We start from the raw sequence: 15,881 nt of genomic DNA, 5'->3' as shown, positions 1-15,881 counted from the left end.
AAAAATTAATAGTTTAAACTTGGCATACATACGAAATTTATCGACAAAACTCTATGAAAAATGTAGGCATTTCGCACTGTTATTAGCTTAATTTTAATAGATATTGTTCCGATAGAACTTACATACACTACACGGCATGGAGATGAGTTGAAGTTGGCGATTGTGAAAAAAAGACTTGGTGACTTGCTGGTAGAAAATGGAATCATTTCACAGGAACAGCTTCAGGAGGCATTGGTAGACCAGCGTAAATCCAAACGCAAGCTGGGTGACCTGCTAATTTCGCAAGGGTACATTACAGAGCAGCAACTGATCGAGGTACTTGAATTTCAATTAGGCATTCCACATGTAAGCTTGTTTAAATATCAGATCGATCCGGCGATTACACAGATTATTCCGGAAAGTATGGCCAAGCGGTACCAAGTTCTCCCCTTTATGAAAGAGGGCGGGAAGCTGATGGTGGCTATGGCGGATCCGCTGGACTATTTTGCAATCGAGGATTTACGGATGAGCACGGGTTTCCGCATCGAACCTGCTATCTCGACAAGGGACGAACTGCAGCGCGCTATTGCCCGCCATTACGGCATGCGCGACTCCATGAACCAGATGCTGGTAGAACTTCCAACCCAGGAAGAGATCGAAGAAACAGAAATAACTGATGAGGATTCACCGATCGTCAGACTCGTCAACCAGATGATTCAGCAGGCGGTTCAGCTGCGGGCATCAGATATTCATGTTGACCCGGGTGAGAATAACCTGGCGATACGATACCGGATCGATGGTACACTTCGCACGGAGCGGCTGATTCCGAAGCAGATGCAGGGCTTTATCACGGCCAGACTTAAGATTATGGCCCGCTTAAACATCGCCGAACGGCGTCTTCCCCAGGACGGACGAATTAAGATGCAGTTTGACTATAAGATGATCGACATTCGTGTCTCTTCACTGCCAACGATGCATGGGGAGAAGATCGTGCTACGGCTGTTGGATCTCAGTACCGGTGTGAAATCCGTTGATACGCTTGGATTCAGTGACAGCAATGCGGTGTCGTTTAAGGACATGATTGGCCGTCCTTACGGAATTTTGCTGATTACAGGACCAACGGGAAGCGGCAAAACGACTACACTATATTCTGCACTCAACCAGCTTAATCAGGAGAGCGTCAACATCATCACTGTTGAGGATCCGGTTGAGTATCAGCTCGAAGGAATCAATCAGGTTCACGTTAATCCGGCCATTGGTCTCACGTTTGCGGCAGGGCTGCGGTCCATTCTCCGTCAGGACCCCAATATTGTAATGGTGGGGGAAATCCGGGATACAGAAACCGCCGAAATTGCGGTCAGAGCGTCACTGACCGGTCACTTGGTGCTGTCCACGCTCCATACCAATGATGCCGTCAGCAGCGTATCTAGACTCCGCGATATGGGTGTGGAGCAGTACCTGATTGCTTCGTCTCTAATAGGTGTGGTCGCCCAGCGGCTTGTACGCAAAATATGCAGTGATTGCAAGGAAAGCTATAAGCCCTCTCAACAAGAGGCGATCTTGTTAGAACGCTATGGTTTGCAGGCAGACATGATGCTTCATAGGGGCAAGGGCTGCGGCAACTGTAACTCTACTGGCTATCGTGGCCGGATCGCGATTCATGAAGTGTTAACCATTAATGATCATCTTCGTCAATTGATTACGGATTCTGCGTCGGTGGAAGAGCTACGCTTGGCAGCTAAAGAAGGCGGGCTGGTCCAACTGATGGAAGACGGTTTGCTTAAAGTCTCGCAAGGGATGACCACCTTGCAGGAAGTGCTGCGCGAGACGGTATCCCATTAACCAAAAGGAGGAGTCGCGAATGCCGATCTCACCCAGAAATATTACACAGCTGCTGCACATGGCTTACTCCTCCCGAGCATCCGATTTGCACATTTCAGTAGGTGCACCTCCTGTGCTAAGGATTGATGGCAGACTACAGAACGCGGATGGCGAAATTGTCGGTCCCGGCGAAGCGGAACAGATGGCTTTGGATTTGCTGGGACCGGAAAGAGAAGCTGAATTTCGTGCGACGGGAGAGTATGACTTCTCCTATCCACTGGAAGGAGGAGTCCGGTTCCGTGTGAATGTATACCGTCAGAGGGGAGGTATCAGTATCGCCGCCCGTAGTATTCCAGCCGATATTCCAACCTTGGAGCGGCTGGCACTTCCGCCGGTTCTTTCGTCCCTGGCGCTGAAACCGCAGGGGCTGATCCTGGTAACTGGTCCAACAGGGAGCGGGAAGTCATCCACGCTTGCTGCGATGCTCCATCATATTAACCGAAGTGAACGGAAGCATATTGTAACGCTGGAAGATCCGATTGAATTTTTGCATAGTCATGGAACCTGTATCATCAATCAGAGAGAGGTCGGGAGCGATACGTCCAGCTTCTCGAATGGCTTACGGGCCGCGCTCCGTCAGGACCCGGACGTGATTCTCCTCGGAGAAATGCGGGATCTGGAGACGATCTCGGCAGCAGTGACCGCAGCAGAGACGGGCCACCTGGTTATGGCAACCCTGCATACCTCCGACGCGCCACAGACCATCGACCGGATTATCGATGCTTTTCCCGGGCATCAGCAGAACCAAATACGTTTACAGTTAGCTTCCGTCCTGCTCGCAGTCGTATCACAGCGGTTATTCCCCCGGTCACAGGGACAGGGGCGGCTCTGTGCAACCGAAATTTTGGTCAATACGCCTGCGGTGGGTAACATGATCCGGAGCGAAAAGACGCACCAGATCAAAAATGTGATGCAGACCGGGAAAGCGCTGGGCATGCACACGCTGGATATGAGCATCCGCGACTATTTGGCCCTAGGGCTCATCGATCAGGCAGCTGCCAAGACTTATCTTGCGGAGGTGAAAGCCGATGCCGCAATTTGAGTACCAGGTCAAGACGTCAGCTGGGAAACCACTCAAAGGCAAGCTTACTGCAATGGACAAGTCGTCGGCGATGGAGGAGCTCCGCAAGCGGGGCCTTACCGTTTTCTCGCTGAATGAACAAAAGAACTCTATTCTGTCGATGGAGATTTACATCGGAAATCCGGTTAAGACAATTCATTTCATTATTTACTGCCGGCAGTTCGCAACATTAATCCGGGCAGGTGTTTCAATTGTCGATGCTACCCGGATTTTAGCGGAACAGACGGACAGTAAGCCGCTGGCCAAAGCTTTGCAGGACGTCAGCTCGAACCTTCTGCGCGGCGTGGCTTTCTCTCAAGCCGTTCAGGATCATACTAAGATTTTTCCGCATTTGTTCGTCAGTATGGTGCGGGCGGGTGAGGAATCCGGTGACCTGGAAGGGACATTGGAACGGCTGGCCATGTATTTTGAGAAACAGCACACGACTACAGAAAAAATCAAATCAGCACTGATGTATCCGATCACAGTCGCAGTGATGGCAGTAGCTGCAGTTGTCTATCTGCTGTGGGCTATTGTCCCTCAGTTCGTAACAATGTTCGAGTCGATGGATGCGGAGCTCCCGGCAATCACCAAAATGGTGCTGGCGCTTAGTAAAAGTATCCAGGGACAATGGTATTTCTGGGGGCTTGGCATCATCCTGATCATCACTGCTTTTCAGATTGCGAAACGTACGGAAAAAGGCGCCTATGCCTTGGATTATGCCAAGCTGAAGGTACCGGTGTTCGGAAAGCTGAATCAGAAGGGCTCCATTGCCCAGTTCACACGGACCTTTTCCTCGTTGTACGCCAGCTCGGTACCGATACTGCAGTCACTTTCGATCGTTGAAGAAATCGCGGGGAATAAAGTGATCGGGAAATATATCCGAAGCGCGGGCGATTCGCTTAGACAGGGGAAACCCCTGTCCGAGCCGCTGAAGAAGGCATGGGTCTTCCCACCTTTGGTTACACAAATGATTGCTATCGGTGAAGAAACCGGGGCTCTTGATCAGATGCTGTCTAAGATAGCCGATTTCTACGAAATGGATGTCGAGAACACCGTTGACCGGCTGAAATCGCTGTTAGAGCCGCTGCTGATAGCCTTTTTGGCAGGGGTTGTCGGTGTGATTGTGGCGGCGATAATGCTGCCGATGTTTAGTATTTACAGCAATATGTAGGTGGATTTTATTGAGAGGGGTGACGCGGGCGAAAGAATATATCTTTCGTACTGACGATTTTAGATAAACAAGAGCTTAGACAAACGCAGTTCATCCACTCATTATATTTTTTTTAGGAGGAGATCATATGTTAGCAAATGCAATTAAAAAGAGATTGAACAAAGAAGAAGGACAGAAGGGCTTTACGCTGATTGAGCTATTGGCGGTTATCGTTATCCTGGGGATTATCGCGGTTATTGCAATCCCGTTGATCGGAAATATCATCTCAAATGCAAAAGAAGACTCCGATGTAGCTACAGCTCGGCAAATTTATGATGCAGCACGGTTATACATTGCTGGTGAGGGTGATGGTAAGTTTAACAGGGATGCAGCATATAATATTAAGATTTCCGATATGAAGACCAAAGGATATCTAGATAATGATTTAAGTCTTCCAAGTTCAAAAGCAACTATAACGGGTGGTGCGGTTTATTTTACTAAAGATGGGCAATTATCTTCTGTACAAATAGCTCCAAAGCCACTTGGCTCTGCTGCGGTAGATACTGTACCAACTACAGGAACAGCGACGACAGCTGGAGGCAGCTTTACAGCTTCGCAGGTTTTGAAGTCCGCCGCGGCTACTCCGGCTCCGTAAAGTAAAGGTAGTAAATATATTCTTGAATTCAACTCAAGGAATCGGACCATTCCGATTCCTTTTTTACAACATCCCGTCTAAATAAAAGTTATCATCCCGACAGCAATAACATCCCATACACAAAGGAAACCAATCATGACCATCATTATCGCTGTTTACATCACGCTGCTCGGAATGACTCTGGGCTCCTTCTATAATGTGGTTGCGCTGCGGGTACCTGCCGGGGAATCGCTCAGCCATCCGCCTTCGCACTGCACCGGGTGCGGGACACGCCTGACGGCGAGGGATCTGGTACCTGTACTCAGCTGGTTGGCCAGCAAAGGGAGATGCAGGCATTGCGGGGCTAAGGTGTCTGTACTATATCCTCTAGGAGAGCTTGCGACCGGGCTTTTATTCCTTTGGTCCTACTTAGAGTTTGGCTTTACCGTCAGGGGAGTAACTGCGATCGTGTTATCGAGCTTAGCCGTTATCGTAACAGTTGCGGATCTCAAATATATGCTGATTCCGAATAAGGTGCTTCTCTTTTTTACACCGCTCCTGTTTATGCTCACCCTGCTGAACCCGGAAGGACCGGTATGGTTATATCTGCTGGGTGCTGTTCTAGGAGGCGGGATTATCTTGCCTTTCGCCTGGTTCGGCGGGATGGGCATGGGCGACTTTAAGTTATTTGCACTACTGGGGCTGGTTATTGGCTTCCCCGGCGTGTTGCTTGCCTTTTTCGCAGCTTGTCTGCTGGGTACGCTTGTTGGCGGTACACTGCAGTTGACGGGTATCGTCAAGCGCGGACAGCCGGTTCCGTTCGGCCCTTGGCTGGCTGTAGGAGCGATGCTTACTTACGGTTACGGCTCACAGATTATCAGCGGGTATCTCTCGCTTATTCATTAGGAGGAGTATAGCTCATATGCTTGGACTTCAGAATCCTGCGGCCGGTCTTGCGATAGAGCAAACGGGAATCCGCTACATCAGCTTAAAGAATAAAAAGTCATGGGAGGTTCGCAAAAAGCGGTACCTACCTCTTCCGCCGGGGATGATCGTAGAGAATCAGGTCGCCGATAGCGAAGCTCTCTTGGAAAGAGTCAAGCAATGGGTCAAAAAAGAGGGGTTGCGCGGCAAAAGGGTTTCTCTGTCGATTCCTCCGTCGCAGATCATCATCCGTAAAATGAGCATCCCGAGCACTAACCCGAAACAGGTAGAGCAGCTTGTGAAGCTGGAGGTGGAAACGGGGCTGCATCTGCCTTTTGAGAGCCCAGTCTACGATTACGTCACCATCGAAGTCGATGAGGATAGCAGCCATCTGTTAGTGTTCGCTGCGCCCCGTAAGCCGATTCAGGACTACATTGATGTGCTGGAAGGCTCAGGTCTGCGCGTAAGCACCGTTGAAATCGCCGCTACCGCTCTTGCCCGAAGCCTGGCTCTCGGCCAGAATGCTAAGTTTGAGGAAACCATGCTTATTAATATCGAGCAGACTGTTCTCGACGTCTACATGTTCCGCAACGGCAATCCTTTATTTATCCGGACCATAAATCAAATGGACTTGAACAGTGGCGTGCAAACCGCTTTTCAACCGGGAATGGAGTACGCCAAGGAAGCTGCAGCTGCGTCTGAATTCGCTGGTAATTTGCTTACGTCTGGACAGATCCTGGAGATCACCGCTGAAATTTCGCGAATGTTAAACTTTTATCAATACAGCCTACATGACGGAAGCACGAGAATTCAAAACGTGCTGATTGCAGGTCCACAGCATATCCGCAACCAGTTGTACGAGGAATTGAATCAATCCTTAACTGAGCTGGAAGTATCACCGATCGGGCTAGACGATCTTACAGACGGAGGACCTTCAGATCCCGAGTTGAATGAATACCGCGTAGCAGCCGGCGCTGCCCTGCGCGATGGTGAATTTTTGACGATCAACCTTCTCCCTAGAGAAGACCGGGAAGCAGTACTTTTTCCTTACATTGCTGTTGCACTTGCCGGTGTTTGGCTGCTTGGGACGCTTGGGACGGGTATTTTTTATAGTACTGATAAAGGGCAGATCGCAGATAATAAACAACAGATTCAGGGTGCCCAAGACCGGTCTCTAATGTTCCAAGCCCAGCTAGCTGAGCTGAATGGGACATCAGGACAGCTGAACAGAAAAGCCGCAGTGGATGAAATTCTCACCTATAAAATGAATATTGTGTCCGTGCTGAACGAACTGGCCTCCGGCTTACCGCAAGGCAGTCTGCTGCGTAATATCAACTATACGTATCTTACCTCCATTGATCTCACTGTAAGAGTGCCAAGTATGGAGGCGGCATCCATTTATTTGGCTAACCTTCGAAAGATGTCCTTCGCTGCAAGTATCGAGATCCAGAAGCTGACAGAAGGGGACACGGCGACGGAGGCTGCAATCTCAACGTACGGCGCATATACCGCCGTGTATCATGTGAGTTTAATAAAAGCGGGAGCCGCTGAAGCGGACGGACAGGCAGCCGCAGAAGAGGGGGATAATAGTGGAACAAATCAATAAATACCGGTCGCCCATTGTATTGGGTCTGCTGATCCTGTTTTTGCTGTTATTTGCTTTCTTTATGCTCGGTGTGCGGCCGGCCAATCAAGAAATCAGGGATCAGGAGTCGGAGCTCAGCCAGCTGAATGAACAGAATGACCTGCTTCAGAGTAAAATAGACGAACGGAAGAGCGACACCTCCCAAGATGCCGAAGAGGCGGCACTGCTGGCCCAACTTCCAAAAGGTGACAACAGTGAACAGCTGATTCTGGATTTGCGTGCAATCGGGTCTGTTACCGGAACGAGACTAAAGGATGTCAGCTTCAGTGTCGGCGACCAGAATCCAATCCAGGTAATGACGGGCTCAAGTACAGCGGTGTACCCCACGGTTAAGCAGCTTAATATGACCGCAGTAGTCGAGGGTGACTATGACGGGGTCAGCAGCTGGCTGCTTGCGCTTCAGTCGCTGCCCCGCATCGTCAATGTGGATTCGTTATCATTCCAGCGGTCTACGGAAGGCGGATCAACACAGGGAAGCTCGGGGATTATCACAGCAAACGTCTCATTTACTGCCTATTTTGAAGACGCAGAGGACTCTGAAGGAAACGATGCATCGCTGGCTGCTAAGGACTCCAATCAGACGGCGTTTAAGGGTAACTAATATAGGCCAATCTTACTTTAAAAAGATGTTGATATTCCGGTCCCTCAGCGGGCCGGTTTTTTTATGAGCCCCCCAATAAATCCGTTTTCACTCCTACATGAATTGGGTATTTTAGCTTACAAGCCGCCGTAAAGTATAAAGTAACGGTCATTGTAATGGAAGTAACTGCGATCTACCGGGTGAAGCAGAACAACAAGGAGGAATTGAGAATGAACAAGAAGTGGATGATAGGTTCGTTGGCCCTGGCACTGGGGCTGGTATCGGCAGGGAGCGGGGCAATGGCAGCCGCGCAGGACACCGGAAGCACGGCCATAAAGACCGTGGCGGTTTCTTTACCGGGTAAAGAGGGCCCGGCCACGATTAACAATCTGACGGTGAAAAGCATTATTCCGCTCGTCGTCCATGCCAAAAAACTGTATACCTACGCCAGCGGGAGCGGGAATGTATACAATCCGGAAACATTCGTATACAACGGTATGAATTACCGTTACCTTTCCAGCGACCTTGGCACCAAGCAACAACTGATGAATTACATAAAAAGAGCATACACGCACAATGCCGCTGCCTTTTATGTGCAGACACAATTCCTGGAGTATAAGGGAAGAATGGCACAGGTGAATGCCGATGTGGGCAATGCGCTTCAGTACGATAAGGCTACAGCCATTATGGTCTCCAAAACGGCAACCACTGCGGTATTCGAATTGAGTGTGCCACAGCCTGACGGTCAGGGGGCAAATGAAATGGTAGTCGTCAAATTGAAAAAAGTGAACGGCTACTGGAGAATCGATATGTCACCGGATACCTTGTTCTAAGGGACTCTCCATCATGTCTGAAGGGTAGACAACACCGGCGAGCTTGCCTTGGGAGGTTATAATGATGCAATCATTTTTCATCATTTCGGGGCGGTTCGTGGCTTCGGCCAGTACGGAGACGGCAGGGGCGGATAGATCGGCAATTAGGGGGTTACGGATCATCAGCCTGGTTATGGATTCCCGGTAGAAGTGATCTGCACCCAGGCGTCCGGTAGCTTTTAAAAAGAAGCGTTCGCACATCAGCAGTCCCACCGGCTCGTCCACCTCATTGCAGACAACGATGCATTTCGATTCCGGATGCTGGAACATTACGCGCAGTGTTTCACGGCAGGTGAGAGAAGCTGGAACAGAAGGGGCGCTGCGGATCACTGTAGACCATTCGGATATTAATACGTTGCTCAACCTTCTTCATCCTTTCTGCTGCGGGTATTCTCCCAGTATAATGCGCCTGCGTAAACTCCAATAATTACCAAAGTAAGGTAAGTGTAAAATAAGCCAGGAAATTTCAGCAGTGTTTCAAAGCTGCACAAAATGACGGTCAGAACGTTTCTGAACCGTCTTTTTGCTGTGCGCTCTGAATAGCGGTTATTTTCCGCTGTCCGTATTTAATTATTCACTGCTGCTCACGCCGTCTTCCACCAGCGGCTTCCTCAGAGATTCCGGCCGGGCAGCATTGCTCATGCCGCCGCGGTTGATGGCAATCACCTGCTTCTGGGCCGGGTATACATCACGGGAGAGCTTCTTCTTCTCTACGGCTTTGCCGTCAACGAAACGTGTGATATAGGTCTCGACGATATAGCCTGCCTTTCCGCTCTGCAGAACACGGGTACCGCCGCGGGGGAGAGAGGAATCTGCTACATATTTAGCTGCGGGCTGCAGCACCTCAACTGTTTGGGATTGAACAGAATAGTAGACATTTCTCGGGAAGGTGCCGAACAGCTTTACAGTTAGCGTCCGGCCTTGGACAGCCGCCTTAATGATCAGATATTTACCGGTATTATTGCGGAAACGGAAATTGATATACCCTTGGGAAAAGGTCGCATCCTGGCCTTTGGGCAGATAGCTGACCGGCAGGGAGTGATTCCGGCGTTCCACGATTTCCAGGCCGGAGCGGAGAGCTGCGTTGTAGAGCGTGCTGGAGACCTGGCAGATGCCCCCGCCGGTGCCGGGCTGCAGCTTCCCGTTCACAATAACTGGCGCTTCGCGGAAGCCATATTCTGCCTGGGCTTTTTCAATCGCCTTGCCGTAATCAAAGACAGCCCCCGGCGGCAGCATCGTGCCGTTGACGGCTTTCGCTGCGGCCTCCACGTTGAAGGTACGGCCTGGACCGCTTAAGCCCAGAGAGGTGCTGAACTGCGAAATCTTACGCTCAATTCCCTGGTCCTTCAAAGCCTTCAAGGTTACAGCCGGTTCTTGAACGGTTAATGGCACTTCAAGGGTGATGCTCTTACCCGTCAGGAACTCTGCGCTGCTGAGCCGGGTAGGAAGGGCTGCCCGCAGGGCAAGCTCCAGTCCATGCCAGTCGACCTCATAAGAGGTGGTTTCCGGAGTATAGATGATTTGATCATCTCCGGTAATCCGCCGGGTGGCATCTACCGGAACGCCGAACGATTCCCGTTCCCAAGCCGGACTTAAGCTGCTCTGCAGCTGCTTAATCTCCAGATGAATGCCGAGGCCCCAAGAGCTGGCAAAGCTCCGCCGGGCTTGGACACGATGGAGCAGTCCTCCGTCCGTTAACTCCTTCAGCCCCCGGAGAAATGCCTCTGCTTCATACGTGGTTCCAGCCTGCGCCAAGGTGACGGTCATCTCGGTATTTCCCTCCGCTTTGAGAATCAACGGGACAGCCTCCAGAGCACTTAGCCTTGCAGCTATTCCCCTGCGGACTTCGGATATGTCCATCCCGCCGATATCCCAGCCCGCGAGGCGGGTGCCCTTGGGAAGCGTCTGCTGATTTCCATATATATGAAGTCCCCCGGCCACAAGTGATCCGGCCAGAAGCAGCCCGATTACGGTGATGAGGGCGGCGTGTTTTTTTTTCATCTGATAAACTCCTTCAGGGTGGCGGATTTGCGCTGCCCCGCAGCGCGGCCGGATAAAGTGAGCTTGCAATGATCAGTTTTTGAAGCAGATATATAGAAGTAGAAGCTGCAGGCGGGCAGGATTTTAACAGCGGTGGAGCGAATGTAATAATGTTCTGAGACAGCCGGACAAGAGCCGGTAATATATCTATATGTGCGATGCCTGTAAAACTTTCGGGTACTCAAGCAGTTACAGATTTGTTACAATAGATACGCCTGCGGTAATTTGTGCAGTTTATGGAAGCTTCCGCGGTTTGATGTCGAAACTGAAGAACCGGCGGAATATGTCAGAATCGGGAAGTGATAATTTTGATCGAAATGCAGGATGTCTGGAAGACCTACCCCAACGGAACCCACGCGCTTCAGGGGATATCCGTCAAGATTGACCGCAACGAGTTTGTGTATGTCGTCGGACCCTCCGGCGCAGGGAAATCAACGTTCATGAAATTAATTTATAGAGAAGAAACTCCGACGAAGGGGCAGATCTCGGTAGGCGGATTCAACATAGGTAAGCTCAAACCGCGTAAAATCCCGTACGTCCGGCGTAATATCGGCGTAGTGTTCCAGGATTTCCGCCTGCTGCCGAAGCTGACGGCCTATGAGAATGTTGCGTTTGCGATGGAGGTTATCGAAGCGCCGAAGAAGGTTATCCGGAAACGTGTCCCTGAAGTGCTCGAATTAGTCGGCCTGCGCAGCAAAGCGAACCGCGAGCCTTCTCAGCTCTCAGGCGGGGAACAGCAGCGGATTGCCATTGCCCGGGCGATTGTCAATAACCCTTCCGTCATTATTGCGGACGAGCCTACCGGCAACCTGGACCCCGAGACTTCCTGGGGAATTATGCAGCTCCTTGACGAAATTAATTTTCGCGGCACAACGATTGTGATGGCTACCCACAACAGGGATATTGTCAACAAAATGCGCAAACGGGTGCTGGCGATCGAGAATGGGAATATTGTCAGAGACCAAGTGAGAGGGGAATATGGTTATGAGTTTTAAAACCTTCTTGCGGCATGTGCGGGAAGGCTTCAAAAACGTATTCCGCAACGGCTGGATGTCGGTGGCTTCCATCACATCTATTGTCGTCTCCTTATTCGTGCTTGGTGTCTTTATACTGCTTGTGCTTAATGTTAATTCTATCGCAGACAAGGCGGACAGCCAGGTGCAGATCAATGTGCATCTGACGCTGAATACCGACGAGAAGCTGCGTGAAACGCTGCAGAATGAAATCGGCAGCATGCCGGAAGTCAGCAAGGTAGAGTTCGTGTCCAAAGAGCAGGGACTTAAGGAATTCCGTGAGGATATGGGACCGGATGCCGCCGAGCTGCTGGAAGGCTTTGACGAAGATAATAATCCGCTGCCGGATAAGCTGCTGGTAGAGGTCATTGAACCAACCACAGTTCCTTTTGTAGCAGATAAGATAGAAGCACTAAACAAAACGCATGAAGAACAGCCGATATATAAAGTAAACTACGGCAAAGGCTCCGTGGAGACGCTGTTTAAGATTACGCGCGCTGTGCGCAATATAGGCTTTATTTTTGTAGCAGGTCTGGCCCTGATGTCGATGTTCCTGATCTCCAATACGATTCGGGTAACCATTCTCGCCCGCCGCAAGGAGATTGGCATCATGAAGCTGGTGGGGGCGACGAATTATTTTATCCGCTGGCCGTTCTTTATTGAGGGGGCGCTTATCGGGCTGATTGGTTCACTCGTGACCTCTGGAGTGCTGTATATCGGATACAGCAGTCTTACGCATTCCGTACAGGGAGATCCGATGCTTGGACTGCAGCTGATCCCGTTTGAAGATATTTGGGTACTGCTCTGCGGGCTGCTGGTCGGCCTGGGTGTACTGATTGGTGTCTGGGGAAGTACCGTGTCAATCCGCAAATTCCTGAGAGTATAGGACTGTTCACTGTAAAAGGAACTTTAAATAAATGAGTAAAAGGATGGGGAGTGCGAGTTGAAGAAGATTGCCGCCGGATTAGCCGTAGCACTGCTGGCTGTCACTTTATTAGGGCCCTCTGACGGATATGCCAAGAAGACAACAGTTTCGGAAATAGATAAGCAGCTGAAGAAGCTGCAGCAAGAGGTGCAGGCTGCCAAGGCAGCACAGGAGCAGGCTGCTTCCCGTAATCAGGTAGCCCAGCACTACAAGAACAAAACAACGCTGAATCTCCAGTATGTACTGGATCAGATTGCCCAGGTGAAAGGCGAGATGACGACCATCTCCGGCAAAATCGCCAGCACAGAGCAGTCGCTGAATGTGACGGCGGCCGAGCTGGATGAAGCAGAGGCGCGTGTGGCTTCGCGCGAGAAACTGCTGGAATCCCGCGTCCGGCTGATGTATACAGATGGGGCAGTTTCGTATCTTGACGTACTGCTGTCTTCCACGAGCTTCTCGGATTTCCTGGACCGGGCCGACTCGCTGAAGATGATTGTAGACCAGGATCAGGACCTGCTGGTGCAGCATAAGCTGGACAAGCAGACAGTGATTGCGAAGAAGCAGGAGCTTGAGGGGCAATACGCTCAGGCCAAGCAGCTCTATACGGATCTGGAATCCCAGCGCACGGTGCTTAAGGAGAAGGAAGCCGAGAAGCAGGAACTTATCGCTTATTATGATGAAGAGATTAATGAAGCGGATGAAGTTAATGAAGAGCAGAACGCTAAGCTGGTGCAGCTGGCCAGCGAACGTTCGGCGCTTGAAGAGCAGAAGGACAAAATAAAGGCAGAGGAAGCGGCACGCAAAGCGGCTGCAGCCAAGGCGGAAGCGGCCCGCAGAGCCGCCGCAGCAGCTAAAGCCAAAAGCTCTAGAAGCGTCAGCAGCTCTAGTTCCTCCTCGGAATATGCGGGAGGTAACGGACCGTTCCTGCTCCCGGTAGGCTCGGCACGGATTTCCTCGGGGTACGGTTACCGGACACATCCGGTAACCGGTGAAGTCGGCAAAATGCATACCGGCGTAGACTTTGCAGTTCCCCAGGGGACTGACATTCATGCCGCTGATGCCGGCACCGTACTGGTTGCCGAATGGTGGAACGGCTACGGAAACTGCGTGATCATCGATCACGGCGGCGGTGTATGGACGCTATACGGCCATATCCGTGAAGGCGGGATTAAAGTCAAAGCCGGCGAGAAGGTCGACAGAGGCCAGGTCATCGCCGAGTCGGGATCGACCGGGCGTTCTACAGGCCCGCATCTTCATTTCGAGGTGCGGATTGACGGTAAAACCGTCGATCCGATGCCGTATCTCTAAATTTTAGTCCTAATAAATATTAATACACGCTGCGGCATATACTGGAAGAGATACCGTCCTTTCAGGACGGCTACGGGATACACGAGCTCTACATGAAGGGACGGTGGGAACATCATGTTAAAGAAAAGCACGGCGGCCTTTATGATCGTCGCTGCGTTGTTATGCGGCAGCCTCCTGACCTTGGGTGTGACCGGCTATGCGCAGGTCTTCGGACAAGCTGCCGGAGAAGGCGTGGCTGCAGTTTTGCAGACCAGCGGCTTACAGGAGAAGGAATCCCAGAAGCTGGGTACCGCGCTGAGCCTGATCGAATCGAACTATTACCAGGCAGTAGACCGGGACAAGCTGATCGATGGTGCTGTCAACGGTATGATGGAAGCACTGGGCGACCCTTATTCCAATTATATGGGCAAAGAAACCGCCGAGAAATTCGAAGAGAGTATTGAAGGTTCCTTCTCAGGAATCGGTGCGGAGGTATCCTCGGATAACGGCAAGGTCGTCGTTGTCTCACCGATCAAGGGAGCGCCGGCTGAAAAGGCCGGGATTCAGGCTAAGGATATCATCTTGTCGGTGAACGGCGAAACGCTGGACGGGCTGGAGCTTAATGCTGCAGTGGCCAAGATCCGGGGTCCTAAGGGCAGCAAGGCAACGCTCAAGGTTCAGCGTACAGGTTCTGCGGCGCCGCTGGAGTTCGTGATTACCCGCGATGATGTGAAGCTGGAAACCGTCTATGCCACCATGGAAAAGGACGGAGTCGGCGTAATCGAAGTTACCCAGTTCTCCATGAACACTGCCGAGCGGTTTAAGGAAGAGCTGGCTAACCTGGAGAAGCAGGGCATGAAAGGACTCGTTATTGATGTCCGCAATGATCCCGGCGGTGTACTACAGCGAGTCGTTGAGATGGCAGAGCTGTTTGTGCCTAAGGGCGAGGCAATCGTTAAGATAGACGAAAAGGGCAAAGCGCTCGAAGTGATTAAATCGAATGGCTCAAGGAAGGATTATCCGGTCGTTGTCCTGATGAACAAAGGCAGCGCAAGCGCATCGGAGATTCTGGCCGGGGCTCTGCAGCAATCGGCCGGAGCCAAGCTGATCGGCGAGAATTCGTTCGGCAAGGGCACGGTGCAGACAAGCTTTGAAAAAGAGCTTGGGGATGGCAGCCTGCTCAAGATTACCATCGCCAAGTGGCTGACACCGGACGGCACCTGGATTCACGGCAAGGGCATCAAGCCGGATATCGCGGTAGCACAGCCGGATTACTTCTCAGTTGCACCGATTAACAAAAGTGTGACCCTGCAATATAACATGAACAGCTCGGATGTGAAGAGCGCGCAGACCATGCTGGACGGTCTGGGCTACAAACCGGGCCGTAAAGACGGATACTTCGATACCGGGACAAAGAATGCGGTGAAGAAATTCCAGAGCGCATCGAAGCTGCAGGCAACAGGCATTATCGATGCCAAGACTGCAGAATCACTCGAGCTGGCCCTGATCAAGGTCATTCAGGACCCGGCCCATGACAACCAGCGCAACAAGGGAATCGAAGAGGTGCGGAAGGAAATTAAGGAAGCGGCGTCGAAAAAGTAAGAAGGCTGAATTCAGCCTTCTTTTTTTCTAGAATGAATATATTTTGGAACTGAAAAGTTGAGAAGAGTCTATTAAAGGTTATGGTACTGGCTAGATTTCATTCCAAAAAAGTACGGGTATGTTCTAGTGTATTTTGTGCAGCAGATCGCCGCGAATTCAGTCGGAAAACAAAAGCTATTGCACTTTGTACAGCAGAATGGGATTTGCCGATGATTCTTGAGCGTTCTACTGTACAAAGTACAATCATAACGCAATCAGATGGTATTTGAGACCACGGAGCATTAGC

At 51.0% G+C, this 15,881-nt stretch carries 14 protein-coding genes; 12 read left to right on the top strand and 2 right to left on the bottom strand.

Going from position 1 to position 15,881, the window contains the following annotated elements; genetic code table 11:
• Positions 1-153 precede the first annotated feature (153 nt).
• The 8 genes from L6H70_RS16075 (at position 154) to L6H70_RS16040 (ending at position 8,689) form a co-directional block, all read left to right on the top strand.
• Positions 154-1,821, top strand: coding sequence for a GspE/PulE family protein (locus L6H70_RS16075; RefSeq protein ID WP_236334877.1), 1,668 nt, complete (start codon positions 154-156; stop codon positions 1,819-1,821).
• 19 nt (positions 1,822-1,840) lie between these two features.
• Complete coding sequence (locus L6H70_RS16070; RefSeq protein ID WP_236334875.1) at positions 1,841-2,902, top strand: type IV pilus twitching motility protein PilT; 1,062 nt, start codon at positions 1,841-1,843, stop codon at positions 2,900-2,902.
• Positions 2,889-4,094 (top strand): type II secretion system F family protein, encoded by a 1,206-nt coding sequence (locus L6H70_RS16065; RefSeq protein ID WP_236334872.1) that lies wholly within the window; start codon positions 2,889-2,891, stop codon positions 4,092-4,094. Before L6H70_RS16070 ends, L6H70_RS16065 begins: the two co-directional genes overlap by 14 nt.
• A gap of 127 nt (positions 4,095-4,221) precedes the next feature.
• Positions 4,222-4,728 (top strand): type II secretion system protein, encoded by a 507-nt coding sequence (locus L6H70_RS28710; RefSeq protein WP_279306764.1) that lies wholly within the window; start codon positions 4,222-4,224, stop codon positions 4,726-4,728.
• Between the two features lie 135 nt (positions 4,729-4,863).
• A complete protein-coding gene (locus L6H70_RS16055) occupies positions 4,864-5,613 on the top strand; it encodes a prepilin peptidase (RefSeq protein WP_236334869.1) in 750 nt (249 codons plus the stop codon).
• A 16-nt stretch (positions 5,614-5,629) separates the two neighbouring features.
• Positions 5,630-7,237, top strand: coding sequence for a pilus assembly protein PilM (gene pilM, locus L6H70_RS16050; RefSeq protein WP_236334866.1), 1,608 nt, complete (start codon positions 5,630-5,632; stop codon positions 7,235-7,237).
• Entirely contained in the window at positions 7,221-7,877 is a 657-nt protein-coding gene (pilO, locus tag L6H70_RS16045) for a type 4a pilus biogenesis protein PilO (RefSeq protein ID WP_236334864.1), read from the top strand. Before pilM ends, pilO begins: the two co-directional genes overlap by 17 nt.
• 209 nt (positions 7,878-8,086) lie before the next feature.
• The gene (locus L6H70_RS16040; protein WP_236334861.1) at positions 8,087-8,689 is read left to right on the top strand and encodes an IseA DL-endopeptidase inhibitor family protein; all 603 of its coding nucleotides are present in this window, start codon (positions 8,087-8,089) and stop codon (positions 8,687-8,689) included.
• Here the strand turns inward: L6H70_RS16040 and L6H70_RS16035 are convergent.
• Entirely contained in the window at positions 8,669-9,091 is a 423-nt protein-coding gene (locus L6H70_RS16035) for a CBS domain-containing protein (protein ID WP_236334858.1), read from the bottom strand. The genes L6H70_RS16040 and L6H70_RS16035 overlap by 21 nt on opposite strands.
• 207 nt (positions 9,092-9,298) lie before the next feature.
• Positions 9,299-10,729, bottom strand: a complete 1,431-nt coding sequence (locus tag L6H70_RS16030) for a VanW family protein (protein WP_236334856.1) — start codon at positions 10,727-10,729, stop codon at positions 9,299-9,301.
• A 347-nt stretch (positions 10,730-11,076) separates the two neighbouring features.
• Here L6H70_RS16030 and ftsE point away from each other — a divergent pair, with 347 nt between their 5' ends.
• The 4 genes from ftsE (at position 11,077) to L6H70_RS16010 (ending at position 15,595) form a co-directional block, all read left to right on the top strand.
• A complete protein-coding gene (ftsE, locus tag L6H70_RS16025) occupies positions 11,077-11,763 on the top strand; it encodes a cell division ATP-binding protein FtsE (RefSeq protein ID WP_054942228.1) in 687 nt (228 codons plus the stop codon).
• Positions 11,753-12,667, top strand: a complete 915-nt coding sequence (gene ftsX / locus L6H70_RS16020; protein ID WP_236334854.1) for a permease-like cell division protein FtsX — start codon at positions 11,753-11,755, stop codon at positions 12,665-12,667. Before ftsE ends, ftsX begins: the two co-directional genes overlap by 11 nt.
• Before the next feature lie 57 nt (positions 12,668-12,724).
• Positions 12,725-14,014: a murein hydrolase activator EnvC family protein gene (locus L6H70_RS16015; RefSeq protein ID WP_236334852.1), complete on the top strand. Its 1,290-nt coding sequence runs from the start codon at positions 12,725-12,727 to the stop codon at positions 14,012-14,014.
• 114 nt (positions 14,015-14,128) lie between these two features.
• Entirely contained in the window at positions 14,129-15,595 is a 1,467-nt protein-coding gene (locus tag L6H70_RS16010) for a S41 family peptidase (protein ID WP_236334851.1), read from the top strand.
• Positions 15,596-15,881: the final 286 nt, after the last annotated feature.

The sequence above is a fragment of the Paenibacillus auburnensis genome (assembly GCF_927798115.1).
GTDB lineage: Bacteria > Bacillota > Bacilli > Paenibacillales > Paenibacillaceae > Paenibacillus_AQ > Paenibacillus_AQ auburnensis.
This window is presented reverse-complemented; position numbering and strand designations above follow the sequence as displayed.

Excerpts from the sequence above, each read along its gene's own strand:
- L6H70_RS16070 (WP_236334875.1), top strand. The coding sequence starts at position 1,841 with ATGCCGATCTCACCCAGAAATATTACACAGCTGCTGCACATGGCTTAC.
- L6H70_RS16065 (WP_236334872.1), top strand. The coding sequence starts at position 2,889 with ATGCCGCAATTTGAGTACCAGGTCAAGACGTCAGCTGGGAAACCACTC.
- L6H70_RS28710 (WP_279306764.1), top strand. The coding sequence starts at position 4,222 with ATGTTAGCAAATGCAATTAAAAAGAGATTGAACAAAGAAGAAGGACAG.
- L6H70_RS16055 (WP_236334869.1), top strand. The coding sequence starts at position 4,864 with ATGACCATCATTATCGCTGTTTACATCACGCTGCTCGGAATGACTCTG.
- pilM (WP_236334866.1), top strand. The coding sequence starts at position 5,630 with ATGCTTGGACTTCAGAATCCTGCGGCCGGTCTTGCGATAGAGCAAACG.
- L6H70_RS16040 (WP_236334861.1), top strand. The coding sequence starts at position 8,087 with ATGAACAAGAAGTGGATGATAGGTTCGTTGGCCCTGGCACTGGGGCTG.
- L6H70_RS16030 (WP_236334856.1), bottom strand. The coding sequence starts at position 10,729 with ATGAAAAAAAAACACGCCGCCCTCATCACCGTAATCGGGCTGCTTCTG.
- ftsX (WP_236334854.1), top strand. The coding sequence starts at position 11,753 with ATGAGTTTTAAAACCTTCTTGCGGCATGTGCGGGAAGGCTTCAAAAAC.
- L6H70_RS16010 (WP_236334851.1), top strand. The coding sequence starts at position 14,129 with ATGTTAAAGAAAAGCACGGCGGCCTTTATGATCGTCGCTGCGTTGTTA.